Origin of the sequence: Argonema antarcticum A004/B2 (assembly GCF_023333585.1) — a bacterium.
Lineage (GTDB): Bacteria > Cyanobacteriota > Cyanobacteriia > Cyanobacteriales > Aerosakkonemataceae > Argonema > Argonema antarcticum.
In genome coordinates this window covers 1-12,717 of record NZ_JAIQZN010000065.1, presented here as the reverse complement: position 1 = coordinate 12,717, position 12,717 = coordinate 1, and the positions used below count along the sequence as shown (strand labels likewise).

8 protein-coding genes are annotated in these 12,717 nt (G+C 45.4%); 1 reads left to right on the top strand and 7 read right to left on the bottom strand.

Features of this window, described 5'->3' with window-relative positions; genetic code table 11:
* Window positions 1-36: 36 nt before the first annotated feature.
* The 5 genes from LAY57_RS23880 to galT form a co-directional block, all read right to left on the bottom strand.
* Window positions 37-1,803, bottom strand: a complete 1,767-nt coding sequence (locus LAY57_RS23880) for an adenylate/guanylate cyclase domain-containing protein (protein ID WP_249069601.1) — start codon at window positions 1,801-1,803, stop codon at window positions 37-39.
* A gap of 162 nt (window positions 1,804-1,965) precedes the next feature.
* A complete protein-coding gene (gene alaS, locus LAY57_RS23875; protein ID WP_249069600.1) occupies window positions 1,966-4,611 on the bottom strand; it encodes an alanine--tRNA ligase in 2,646 nt (881 codons plus the stop codon).
* A gap of 963 nt (window positions 4,612-5,574) precedes the next feature.
* Window positions 5,575-6,645: a galactokinase gene (galK, locus tag LAY57_RS23870; protein ID WP_249069599.1), complete on the bottom strand. Its 1,071-nt coding sequence runs from the start codon at window positions 6,643-6,645 to the stop codon at window positions 5,575-5,577.
* A gap of 7 nt (window positions 6,646-6,652) precedes the next feature.
* Entirely contained in the window at window positions 6,653-7,777 is a 1,125-nt protein-coding gene (locus tag LAY57_RS23865; RefSeq protein ID WP_249069598.1) for a M24 family metallopeptidase, read from the bottom strand.
* A 23-nt stretch (window positions 7,778-7,800) separates the two neighbouring features.
* Complete coding sequence (galT, locus tag LAY57_RS23860; protein ID WP_249069597.1) at window positions 7,801-8,931, bottom strand: galactose-1-phosphate uridylyltransferase; 1,131 nt, start codon at window positions 8,929-8,931, stop codon at window positions 7,801-7,803.
* A 221-nt stretch (window positions 8,932-9,152) separates the two neighbouring features.
* Between galT and LAY57_RS23855 the strand changes: the two genes are divergently transcribed.
* On the top strand, window positions 9,153-9,875 hold the full coding sequence (locus tag LAY57_RS23855; RefSeq protein WP_249069596.1) for a pentapeptide repeat-containing protein: 723 nt from the start codon (window positions 9,153-9,155) through the stop codon (window positions 9,873-9,875).
* Between the two features lie 53 nt (window positions 9,876-9,928).
* Here LAY57_RS23855 and LAY57_RS23850 read toward each other — a convergent pair whose 3' ends face one another.
* Window positions 9,929-11,383, bottom strand: coding sequence for an ADP-ribosylglycohydrolase family protein (locus tag LAY57_RS23850; RefSeq protein ID WP_249069595.1), 1,455 nt, complete (start codon window positions 11,381-11,383; stop codon window positions 9,929-9,931).
* 36 nt (window positions 11,384-11,419) lie between these two features.
* Entirely contained in the window at window positions 11,420-12,541 is a 1,122-nt protein-coding gene (locus tag LAY57_RS23845) for a glycoside hydrolase family protein (RefSeq protein WP_249069594.1), read from the bottom strand.
* Between the last annotated feature and the right edge of the window lie 176 nt (window positions 12,542-12,717).

Genomic DNA, 12,717 nt, shown 5'->3' with positions numbered 1-12,717 from the left:
TTTTTTTTGACTTTTGACTTTTGACTTTTGACTTTCCTAGCCCCTAGCTATAGCTTTCTTGGCAAGGAGTAGATAAACGGTCATGTCTCCTTTCCCTTTTACCTGGATTACACCCCGGTTTTCAAAATCGAACTTGTCCTTTAAACACTTGTAAGTTGCTTCTGTCATTTGAATACAGCCTGCCAAACCGTGAGATTCCATGCGGCTAGCAGTGTTAACAGTGTCACCCCACAAATCGTAGATAAACTTTTTGATACCTATGACTCCGGCGACAACAGGCCCGGTGTTGATGCCAATTCGGATACTGAAATCCACATTATTTGCAACGTTGAATTGCTTGATTGCCTCCTGCATATCAATGGCCATTTCAGCGACCGCTACGGCGTGATCGGGCCTTGGTGTAGGCAAACCTCCAACCACCATATAAGCATCGCCTATTGTTTTAATTTTTTCCAACCCATGTAGTTCAACCAGTCGGTCAAATGCCGAAAATATTTGGTTAAGTAAGCTTACCAGTTCAACCGGAGATGTCCGAGCTGCCAGTTTGGTAAAACCAACGATGTCAGCAAATAGAACGGTAGCTTCTGCGAAGCTATCGGCAATGATAGATTCTTCTTTTTTCAACCGCTCTGCAATTGCCGATGGCAAGATATTTAACAGTAGGTGTTCGGCTTTTTCTTGTTCTGATTTGAGTTGTTTTAAAGAAGATTCTAATGTTTCTAGCATCCAGTTAATTGTTCTTCCAAGACTGGACAATTCATCTTCTCCAGCACTGGATACGCGCAAGGAAAGATCGCCGCTTTTACCAATGCTTTTGACTCCATCGCTGAGACGAGCCAACCGCGATAAAACCATTTTTTCTAATAACAATAGATTGCCTATACCAAACACAAACCCTGCTCCCAAGAGTGAGAAGAGGAGATAAATTAGGCTAGCTTTTCCTTGATTGTAAATAATTCTCGGAAATTTCACTTCCATTAGTAAAGCGGGTTTGCCGTAGATATCCTTCAGGATGGTATAACCTGCGATCGCATTTTCATCTAGCGGTCGGACGAGAATCTCCCCATTTTGGATTTCGGATTTCGGATTTGGGATTTCTCCCACCACCTCTTGCTTCTCTTTTTCTGCCAGAGCGCTACTCATTGCCTGTAAGTTGGGAGGTAGCTGTACATTATTTAAAGGATGGATACTTATAGATAACTGGGTCAGAGTGGCTAAACGCTGAATTTCCTCAGCGTCTAGGTAGCGTCCCATGACCAAGGTGCCGTGAATTGGGCTGTCGAATTTGTTGGTGACGACAGGATGGGAAGCAATCAGCAAGAGTCCTTCCGGCAACAAGACGATTCCCTTATGACTGCTTTTTGGTGTAGTGTGTTGTAGCAAAAGACTCTTAGCCTTCAAATGCTCTTGCAGTCCCTTTGATACGAGAATCTCTTTATTATACTTTAAATCGAAGCCTTTTTTGAAGACCCATCGACCGGAAGTGTTGATTAATACAGTTGTGTTAAGCCTAAAATCGGCGAAAGTCTGATTAGAAAGATTCGTTTTGAGATAGCGGTTGTTGGAATCTACCATGAAGTTGTAGGTGTCGTCCCAAGCACCTAACTGACGAACCACGATACTCAAGTTGCTAACATCCTCATCCAAGGCATCTAAGGCGCGTTTCACTCCCTGGGTAGTATAATCTACCTCCAAGTCGTGGGTATGCTTCATGAGATGGATGTATGCGGTGGCATACAAAACCCCAACTAGCCCTACGAGGCTTAGACCAATAACCAGCAGTGTCTTTTGACGCAGTTTCATGAAATTAGTGAAGGTAATTTCAAATTTAAGGTTTGAGGTTGTAGATGAATTTAATTTAAAATACGGCCAAACCCTGAGCTACTCGTTGCAAAAAAAAGTTGGGTGCGTTAACGCAGTGTAACTCACCCAAAAGTTATTGTCAGGGATTAGCAATGTCCAAATTTACGCCTGCAAACCCTCAAGTAACTGCGTGCGAGCTAATTCTAAGGCTTCTTGTAACTTGCTGGGGTCGCGTCCGCCAGCTTGAGCTAGGTTGGGTCGTCCGCCGCCGCCGCCTCCGCAAATTTTAGCGATCGCACCAATAAATTTTCCAGCTTGTAACCCTTTTTTGTTGACATCAGGACTAAAAAGTGCTATAAAATTCACTTTTTGTGCTTCGGGAACTGACGCTAACACTACAGCAGCATTGCCGAGTTTTTGCTGTAATCTTTCTGCTGCTGTTTTGAGGGATTCGGCGTCAACGTCTCCCAGCTGTGCAACGAGGATTTTGTAATCGCCAACTGTTTCGACTTGTGATAGGAATTGGTCGGATTTGGCGATCGCAAGTTCTGCTTTCAGTGCGTCTAATTGTTTCTGGGTTGATTTTAGTTCGGTTTGGAGATTATTGATGCGATCGGGCAATTCTTCCGGTTTGGCTTTAAAAATGGCGCTAAGCTCTTTCACCACTTTATCTCGCACGTTCAAGTATTCCAAAACAGATGGCCCCGCCACGGCTTCAATGCGTCTTACTCCCGAAGCTACACCCGATTCGGAAATAATCTTGAAAACGCCTATTTCAGCGGTGTTGCTGACATGAGTTCCGCCGCAAAGTTCCATCGAAACGCCGGGGAAATCCAGCACTCGCACTTCGTCGCCGTATTTTTCGCCGAACATAGCGATCGCACCTTTTGCCTTTGCTTCAGCTAGCGGTAAAACTTCTACTTTAGCAGCGTGTGCTTCCGCTATCCAAGTATTAACTTGTTCCTCAACTTGTTGCACTTCTTCCCCTGTTAATGCGCGAGGACAGTTGAAGTCAAAACGCAGTCTGTCAAAGGCTACCAACGAACCCGCTTGCGATATCGAATCATCGACTATTTTCTTCAACGCGGCTTGCAATAAGTGGGTTGCGGTATGATTAGCTTGCACGCGACGACGACAAGAGCGATCGATTTGGGCGGTAACGGTATCCCCAACGCGCAACGTACCGCGTTCGATGCGTCCGAAGTGTACGAAGAAATCCGATTCTTTTTTGACATCTTCAATTCGGATTAAAATGTCATCGCCACTAATGTAACCGCGATCGCCTATTTGTCCGCCCGATTCCGCATAAAATGGCGTCTTATCTAGGACGATTTGCACCTGTGTTCCTGCTTCCGCTTCTTCTCCCGATTTGCCGTTTACGAGTATGGCTTCGACGACGCTTTGGCTGACTGGTTGGCTATAACCCAAAAATTGAGTAACTTGGATATTTTCGGCTAATTTATCGAGAGAACCTTGTACAGTTAAATCGATAGTTTCATGGGCTTCCCTAGCACGCTGCGTTTGTTCTTCCATCGCCGCTGCGTAGCCGATTTTATCTACAGTAAGTCCGTGTTCTTCGGCAACTTCTTCAGTTAGTTCTACTGGAAAACCGTAAGTATCGTAAAGAGTAAAGGCATCGCGTCCGTCGATTTGCGTTTTCCCTTGCTGTTTGACGCGATCGAGAATTTCTTCCAGCAGTTTTTCGCCGCGTTCCAGCGTTTTGAGGAAGCGAGATTCTTCTCTTTGCAGTTCTGCTTTGATTTGCGCTTCCCGTTGTCGCACGTTGGGATAAGCAGATTCCGAAAGTGCGATCGCACTCTGGGCTACTTTAGTCGTAAATTCTCCCTCAATTCCAATCAGTCGCCCGTGACGCACAACGCGACGAATTAACCTGCGTAACACATAACCGCGACCCACATTTGATGCCCGAATTTCATCGGCGATCATGTGGACGACTGCGCGAACGTGGTCGCCAATCACTTTGAGAGAAACTTTGGTTTTCTCATCAGCTTGGTTGTAATCAATGCCAGCAATTTCAGCCGCCGTTTTGATAATCGGGAAAATCAAATCTGTTTCGTAGTTATTCGGTACTTTTTGGAGGATTTGCGCCATCCTCTCCAAACCCATCCCGGTGTCGATGTTCTGGTTTTGTAGCGGCGTCAGTGCGCCGTTGGCATCCCGATTGTACTGCATGAACACCAAGTTGTAGAATTCGATAAAGCGGGTGCCATCTTCTAGATCGATGTTGTCGTCGCCCCGTTCTGGGTGGAAATCGTAATACATTTCCGAACAAGGGCCACAAGGGCCGGTGGGGCCAGACACCCAGAAGTTGTCCGCCTCTCCCATGCGTTGGATGCGATGCGCTGGGATACCGATTTTGTCTCTCCAAATTGCAAAAGCATCGTCATCTGACTCGAAGACGCTGACGATGAGGCGTTCTGGGGCCAATCCAAAGGTTTTGGTTGACAGTTCCCATGCCCACGCGATCGCTTGTTCTTTAAAATAATCTCCAAAGCTGAAGTTACCCAGCATCTCGAAGAAAGTGTGGTGTCTCGCCGTCCTACCAACGTTCTCGATATCGTTGGTGCGTATACACTTCTGAGACGTGGTGGCGCGGGGAAATTCTGGTGTTCTCTGTCCGAGAAAGATGGGCTTAAATGGTAACATCCCAGCGATCGTCAGCAGCACTGTCGGGTCTTCTGGCACTAGGGAGGCACTGGGCAGGATTTGATGCCCCCGCTGGGCAAAGAAGTCTAGGAATGTTTGGCGAATTTCGTTACCGCTGAGGTACTGGGGAGAGGAAGGCATGGATCTATATGGGAATCGTGTCAGTCAACATTCTAATTTTTACATTTTGTTGAAAATGCGGGGACTCGGAGAAGTCAAAAGTCAAAAGTCAAAAGTCAAAAGAAATAGGGATTGGGAATGGGTATTGGCAAGAGTTTCTAATGACTAAGTAGGTGGGCGTAAATAAACTGAACTCCAAGAAACCGGGTTTCTCCAAGAAACCGGGTTTCTAAGGGCCTGGCAGTTTTACGTTTAATTATACCCACCTACTTAATGACCAATGACCAATGACTAAGTAGTGTAAAGACTCGTAAATTTCCGTAAAAACCTGTACCCACTCAATAGATGCCATGTTAATTTGATATTGGATACCAAAAAAACAACCCAAAGGGTCAAGACAAGGTATCCCCGGTCAAAGACCCAGTTGCAGCAAAAATAAAAGGCATACCCATTAAGTGGCGCAACGCTCTTAGTTCTAGAGCAAAGCCAAACCAACTGTCTGGTAAGACAAAATAATGCGAAAAGCCGTCATAGAAGGCTGCAATAATTGTCCACCCTAGTTAGTTAACTGTTCACTCTTCGTCTAGTTTCTTGACGATCGATACTTGAAAAATCCGATAATTCCGTTCTTGTGTGCCTAACCACCTTGGTTGGGCACACGGCGTTTTTGCTCATTAGTTATTAGACTTCTCCAAAAAAGAATGTAGAGACGTTGCATGCAACGTCTCTACAAGGGTTCTAGGCAACGCACCTTTAATTTCTGGAGAGGTCTATTAGTCATTACGCATTGGTTACCTAAAAAATTTGTGTTCTTATTCTTATCTGCGTTTATCTGCGTTCATCTGTCTTCATCTGCGGTTAAAATAAATTTCCTGCCCGAATGCTTCGCTCATACAAATATTTCCCAGATTAATCTGGTTTAGTTATTCTTAATGTTATAACTAAACCATACAAAATGTCAATTCTTTGTTTGTTACTGATAGACTAAGTGACTTGTGGAACTAGGATGCGTCCGTTGTTCCCGGCGCTGTTGTATCGTTGGAGTACGTCTATTGCGATCGCATTTCCCCTCCCAGCTTCTACCAAAGCAACGCAAGCACCCCCAAAACCAGCACCAGTTAGTCTTGCGCCGAATACTCCCGCAGTTTCTTGCAACATCGCCACCAGGGTATCCAATGCTGGCACGGAAACTTCGTAATCATCGCGCAAGCTAGCGTGAGAAGCATTCATCAATTCGCCGAAACGCTGTGCCGAAATTCCTTGCAAAGCTTCCAGCACTCGGTTATTCTCAGTGACAACGTGACGAGATCGACGCCGCAGCGGTTCGGGTAATTCTTCCACCATATTCGGATCGGTGATATCTCGCAAAGCTTTAACTCTGAGTAAATGTGCAGCTTCTTCGCACTCGGCGCGACGCTGGTTATATCCGCTAGTTGCTAGAGTACGAGGTACACCGCTATCCATCACCACAATTTCTGCACCACTGGGGAAAGGCAAGACTTGACGCTCAAGCGTGCGGGTGTCCAAAAATAGGATATGTTCGGGATCGGCTAGACTTGACGCCATTTGATCCATGATGCCGCATTGCACGCCAGCATAAATAATTTCGGCTTGTTGTGCGAGTTGCGCGATTTGGATATCATCGATAGGGAGATCGAAACGCGATCGCACTCCCCTCAGCGTCGCCACTTCCAAAGCAGCACTGCTAGACAAACCCGAACCTATAGGAACGGAAGATTTAACGTATATATTCAGAGGCGGTATTTTGTGTCCTTCTTTTTCCAAAAGTTGCAGACAGCCAAATATATAACTGCCGAAACCAGACGGCGTATGATTGGTTTCTAAAATTGTCACCAATTCGTCTAAATCTTCAGAGTAAAAGTGATGCTGTAAATCATTGCTTAAACCCAATTGCACTGTCGTGCTTTGGGGAATAGCAGTTGGCATCACGAAGCCATCATTATAGTCAGTGTGTTCGCCAAGTAAGTTAACTCGTCCTGTAGCACTGGCTTCTGTTTCTGGTATTTCAGTGAATATTTTTTCAAAGTTTGTCATGGTTTCGTTACCCAACCTCCAAAGGTAAAGGACGCAATCTTCCTTCAACCTCAACATTAGGCCATTTCGGATCGAAAGTCATATTTTCCAACTCTCCATTTTCAAGAATCACAAAAGTATCTTCAATCTTGGCACCAGGTAAACTGGGATTCCACGCCACAGCCATATTTTCTGCCAGAGTATCGCTAGTAGCAGGAGTTGCCACAATTTCTCGCGCTAGATATCCGGTAGTTCCCCCCTGATGATGTTCGTGAATTCCATTCGGATATGCGTATTTTTGATAAGCTTGTTTGAACGCATCGTATATAGTATTAAGAGACGTTCCAGGTTGGCACAAATTCAGCGCTTCCGCTTCAATTTCGCGGAGATAAGCGTGCAATTTTGCGTGTTCCGGTTTCATCCCACCAAAAGAAACAAATCGGGTAAGATTTGCATACAAACCATATCCCCTAGCGCAAAACACCATCATCGCTTCTTGTCCGATCGGCTCCTTGCTGGGTGTAGCATGACGATAAAGTGGCAAACGCCTCTCCCCAGCTACCAAAGTCAGCGCCGGATGCAGCCCCCTCGCCCACAACGCCTTTGCACCCATACCCGCCAACTGGTATTCTGTCCATGTAGGTTTGGCTTTTGAAAGCACTTCTGTCATAGCTTCGCTGGCTAAACGCCCCACGCGGCGATATCGCTCCAATTCGCTTGACATCATTACTCGTTTGTGCTTAAAAAGCGATAAAGGCAACGAACCTTCTTGGTTAGTAGTGCGATCGCTTAAAATCTTTCCCCCCGCCGTTACTTCTCGCACAAAAGATTCGCGGGCAGCAACATCTGCCCAAGGATGGATGTGCAACTTGAAATTTGCCGGAAGTTCCTCATCTTTTAAACGCTGGGCTTCAATTTCATCAGTCAAAACCCACGCATCCTCAGCAGTTACCAACACTTCCGCAATTCCCGTTTCAGCTGTCAGCAACACCGTATTTGAACCGCCAGCAGTTGCCCAAGCAAACCAATCTGTGCCCTTTAAACGGACACCCATCGCCCCAATCTTACTCACGGAGTTGCGGATTAACTCCAGCTTGGAGGATACTTCTTCGTTTACAGCATTCATGAGGGCACCGCCGTTTTGATTGGACATGGCAACTCATCTATAATTAATATTCAATCTTCAGCAGCAGGATCTAACCTTAAATCCCGATCGGGGATTGAAACTATATTTACGACTACCGCCTGCAATTCCTTCGCCTTTTCTTCTGGAAGCGCATCATTAGCAAACATTCCTGCTGCCAATTCAGTTCCCGCCAGATATTTCAAACGATCTTTTGTCCGATAAGGTGGATAAAATTCTGCGTGCAGGTGTGCTTCTGGATGCGGATTACCATCTGTAGGTGCTTGGAACCAAGCCATCAAATAAGGAAAAGGGCGATTCCACAAACCATCATACTTGAGAAGAACAGTTTTTAAAGCTTTCGCAAGTGCTAGACGCTGCTTTTCGCTAAGATCCACAAATGTAGCAACGGGCTGTATCGGGGCAACCCAAACTTCGTAGGGGTAACGGGCGCAGGCAGGTACAAAGGCAACTGCATCTTCATCTAAATAAATAATTCGCGAATTATCTACAATCTCCTTTTTAATCAAATCTTCTAACAATCCCTGCCCATGTTCCTGATAATACCTCTGCTGCATCTCCAACATCTTTGCTGGAACTGATGGCACAAAGGGATATGCGTAAATTTGCCCGTGGGGATGCAACAAAGTTACCCCCATTTCTATACCCTTATTCTCAAACGGCAATACATACTGAATTTGGGTAATTTCTCCCAATACGCGGGTTCTGTCAGCCCAAACTTGCAATATCAATTCCAGATGCTCCAGTGGCAGCGAACCTAAAGAAGCTTGCGGGTCTTGAGTAAAGACTACCACTTCGCAGGCACCGTTTGCCGGGATAGTTTCCACAACGCTAGCAGGCGGATGGTGTGCAGTCACCGCCATTGAGGGAAAGCGGTTATCGAAAACGGCGGCATCGTATCGTCCTTGCGGGAGTTCGGTGGGAAATTCAGGATCTTTGGTAGGTGCCAGGGGGTTATATTCGGGAGGTGGCATGAAGGTGCGCCCTTGACGGTGACTGGCATAAGCAACCCATTCTCCCCGTAAGGGATGCCAACGCAGGTGTGGATTTGCTTGAATTGGCTCATGGCTGGGGCTGGGCGCTATAATTCCCTGTTCGATAGGATACCTGCTATATAAGGTGAGTTGGCGACCATCGGGTTTTAATAGTATCTGGCTGTACATCTTCGTTTAGCGATCGTCCGGCTTCAACTCCTGAAAGTATAACTGCCCAGCTTTCTCGTTTGCCCCTACCTAGAGTCGCAGATGCGTATGCCTAGTGCCGAAGCGCGGAAGTCACTCATTCAAAAGTCAAAAATCCTTTGAGTGTCAGTCATTCACCAGTTTTTCACTTCTATAATGTAAGTTCAACTTACACACTTTCAAAAACTTGACGGTAAACAACAATGGATAAAACAACTTTACTGAATAATATCCTAGCTGAGAAATCTTTCAACCGGATTAACTTGAATAGTACCAACTTAAGTAATGCCGACTTTACTGGCTTTAATTTGCAAGAAGCCAATTTTAGTGGAACCATACTTATTCAAGTAAATTTTTCCCAAGCTTATCTTAATGGAGCGTTACTGAATTACGCAGATTTAAGTTCTGCGAATTTATCTCTATCTTATGCCCGCGAAACAGACTTTCGGGAGGCAAATCTATTTAAAGCAAAGCTGAATGAAGCTGATTTGGTGCAGGCAAATTTCTGTTCTGCCTCCTTGTGGAAGGCTAAACTATATAAAGCTAACCTATGGGCAGCGTCTCTATGCGAAGCAGATTTGAGCGAAGCTGACTTAACAGAAGCATCACTGATTGAAGCATCGCTGATTGGAGCAAATCTTTTTGCAGCCAATCTGAGTGGAGCAAAACTATGGGGGGCGAGGCTAGGAGAAGCTAATTTAACTGAAGCTAACTTGACTGGTGCAGATCTAAGTTGGGCAAATTTGAGCGGTGCAGATTTAACGGGGGCTGACTTGCGCGGAGCCAACCTTCATAATACCAATCTGACTGGTACAAAGCTGGATAAAACTATCATGCCTGACGAAACTATGCAGGCAGAAAAGCCAGTAATATCATGCCAGTTTAATCACTTCGTTTATAATTTGCCGCTTTTTGTCCATAGTTAGACATAGTAGGTTAGGTTGAGGTAAGAAAACCCAACCTGCCCTACCATTAGTAATTAGCAGCCAGTAGTTTCCCACTGTTGAACTAGAGTAATTAGTTGCTCTACTTTTCTATCCAGTTGTTGCTTATATGCCAACTCCTCCACCCACTGTTGCGGAATGCTAGAATATCCAAACCTCGCTCCTAATAACGCACCAGCAACGGCTGCATTGGTGTCTGCGTCTCCGCCTTCATGGATAATTTGCAGCACCCCATCTTCATAAGAAGCGGCGTGAGACAGCGCCCAAAATCCTGCTGCCATTGTTTTGAGAGTATACCCCATTTTGTTTGCTTCCCCTAGTTCAAGTGCATCCAATGATTCTGTTGCTGCTTTGTCAAAATACTCCTGAATTAGAGGAGAATAGGGTGCTACTTCTAGTGCTATTTCTTGAATCATATCTTCAATATTAAGATCGCCGCGCAATAGGTAACTAATTGCTAAACTAACCGCAACAGATGAGCCAACGCAGCGGGGGTCATAGTGAGTTATTTGGCAAACTTGCTCTGCATTTTGTTTCACTTTTTCGGGAAAAGGATATTCCCAAATTCCTAATACAGATGTTCTCATTACGCCACCATTGGCAGCTGCTTGTTGCTCGGAATCTTCCCAGAATTTTTGGGCGGCTATATAATAGTTTCGATAAACATCAGGTTGGAAAAAATGGCGGGAAAAAAGCACTTCGTAAGTTGTTCTCCCAATGCCGGGATTAGCGGCGGATGCCCATTTATAAAAACGCAGTCCGATATCTAAGACATCGACTTGCTGTTTTTCCACAAGACTATCTAGAATACACAACATTTGATCGGTATCATCTGTCCAATCGCCTACTACCCACGCCGAACGATACCGATCGCGCACAATTTCACTATACCGCCTTAATCCATTTGGATAATATTCTCCAACTTGGGATTTTGATAAACCTTCTGTCCCTAAACCCAAAGCATCGCCAATTGCTTGACCGTAAATAATACCACGAATTTTGTCAGCGCTCGCTGTACCCATCAAATTTAAAATATCCAGTTCATTCAGATTTTCTCTATCTTTGGTTTCCAATAATCTGGCGATCGCAAAAGCCCAATCGCTGTCAATCCATTCCAAGTTATGGAAGGGAATCACTCTTTCAGCTGTCCAATGGCCGTAACTGAGAGCCATTTCCATCCCAATGGCAGCAATACTGTTGGAAGAGTGAATAATTACAGGGCATTGTGCAGGTTTTGATGCTAAATAATCTACTACATCACGACCAATTCCAGGGTCAAATACTTCCCCATTATGTTTTCTGTTGGGGCCTAGATCGTGATCGAGACTGATGAGGATGCAGTCGTGCAAGTGGTTTGAGAGCCACTCTATCATATCCGGGGCATTGTCGAAGAATACGTGCGACCATTTTGAGAAAGACTCGTTGAGGCGATCGCGCATTGGTGCTATGCGCCCTTCGTAATCTTCCAAAACAACTATGAACTCCGTCATGATAACTGCATCCATCGAGTTTTTTAAGGGTTTGTCCTAACTCTTGCTCAGCATTGGCTCAATTTGCTGTCTTTGGTATTGCAACTCAATAGCTAAAGGTTCATAGATTTCGCGATCGCCTACCTCGTTAGGATAATCCCAAAGCCCATTGTGGCAGTGGCGATCGTCATCCCAACCCGGATGGTTAACAATCGGATACAAACACAGGCCATCAATGGGAATACCCATCTGAATGGCGGCGACTACCTCACTGCATACATAGTTAAACCAGGTAGGACGAAAATCATCCTCAGTCCCCGTTTCAGCTATGAACAGAGGGCGTTCGTAACGTTCGTAAACCTCCTGTAACATATACCTGAAGGGGGTATACAGGGGGTCGTCCAGCTTCATGGGGTCTTGATTGTGAATCCACTGGTTGCGATCGTAATAATTCACCCCAATAATATCCAGATATTTTTCCTTGCCGCCCAGTTCGGGTCGTTGACGCCCAGCCAGCATATCCCATCCTTGGTACTGCGATAAGCGGTAGTCCTCCGCCAGAATACGATCTTTCAATTTTTTGGGATCGGCAATAATATTGATTGCCGGGTCAATATGGACAATTCTGGCTCTAGGATTAATATGCCAGACTGCTTCTATGGCTGCGATCGCCGATCGCACCAATTGTGCTTTCAGTTCATCTCCCCGTCCTTTACAAAACGGATTGATATAAGCTGCATCGCCACCTGCCCAAGAAACGAAGGAAATCTCGTTGACAGGGCAAATAAAAGGTACTGTGTCAGTTTCGCTACTTAGCACTTGCATAAAGGCAAGCACCATACGTTCAAAACGTTCGATAAAAGCTGGACTGAAAATATCAAGATCGTCAGGCCATCCGTAGTGGAAGAGATCCCAGATTACCTGCATACCCATGTCCCGCGCTGTGCGGATTGTGGGCAGCACGCTGGAAAAGTCGTATTTTCCTGGTATGGGCTCGATCAGGTGCCAACGAATGCCTTCGCGAACAGTTAATATGCCTTGTTCTTGCAAGCGTTTGTAGTCAGCAGCAAGAAACCGATCGTGTTCGGTAGCTGCAACTAGGTCGAGACGTTTTCCGTTACGCAAGCGATGGGTGGAACATTCAAACCCACCTATAAAGAAACTCTTAAAAATGCTCATTGGTAATTGGTAATTGGTAATTGGTAAATCGGTCAGGGGTTTAAAGCAGTAGCCTAAAAATCTAGAATTATCTAGATTTTTCAAGTTTTGACTGGAGAACGCGGCAATCATGATAAGCTAGAGAAACGCTTGATTGGTGCGGGTTGCTAAAGCTTACTTGGTGTGAAAACCATAGC

What these genes read in the sequence shown, in the direction of transcription:
- LAY57_RS23845 (WP_249069594.1), bottom strand. Translation starts at nt 12,541, where the DNA reads ATGAGCATTTTTAAGAGTTTCTTTATAGGTGGGTTTGAATGTTCCACC.
- LAY57_RS23850 (WP_249069595.1), bottom strand. Translation starts at nt 11,383, where the DNA reads ATGACGGAGTTCATAGTTGTTTTGGAAGATTACGAAGGGCGCATAGCA.
- galT (WP_249069597.1), bottom strand. Translation starts at nt 8,931, where the DNA reads ATGTACAGCCAGATACTATTAAAACCCGATGGTCGCCAACTCACCTTA.
- alaS (WP_249069600.1), bottom strand. Translation starts at nt 4,611, where the DNA reads ATGCCTTCCTCTCCCCAGTACCTCAGCGGTAACGAAATTCGCCAAACA.
- LAY57_RS23880 (WP_249069601.1), bottom strand. Translation starts at nt 1,803, where the DNA reads ATGAAACTGCGTCAAAAGACACTGCTGGTTATTGGTCTAAGCCTCGTA.
- LAY57_RS23865 (WP_249069598.1), bottom strand. Translation starts at nt 7,777, where the DNA reads ATGTCCAATCAAAACGGCGGTGCCCTCATGAATGCTGTAAACGAAGAA.
- galK (WP_249069599.1), bottom strand. Translation starts at nt 6,645, where the DNA reads ATGACAAACTTTGAAAAAATATTCACTGAAATACCAGAAACAGAAGCC.
- LAY57_RS23855 (WP_249069596.1), top strand. Translation starts at nt 9,153, where the DNA reads ATGGATAAAACAACTTTACTGAATAATATCCTAGCTGAGAAATCTTTC.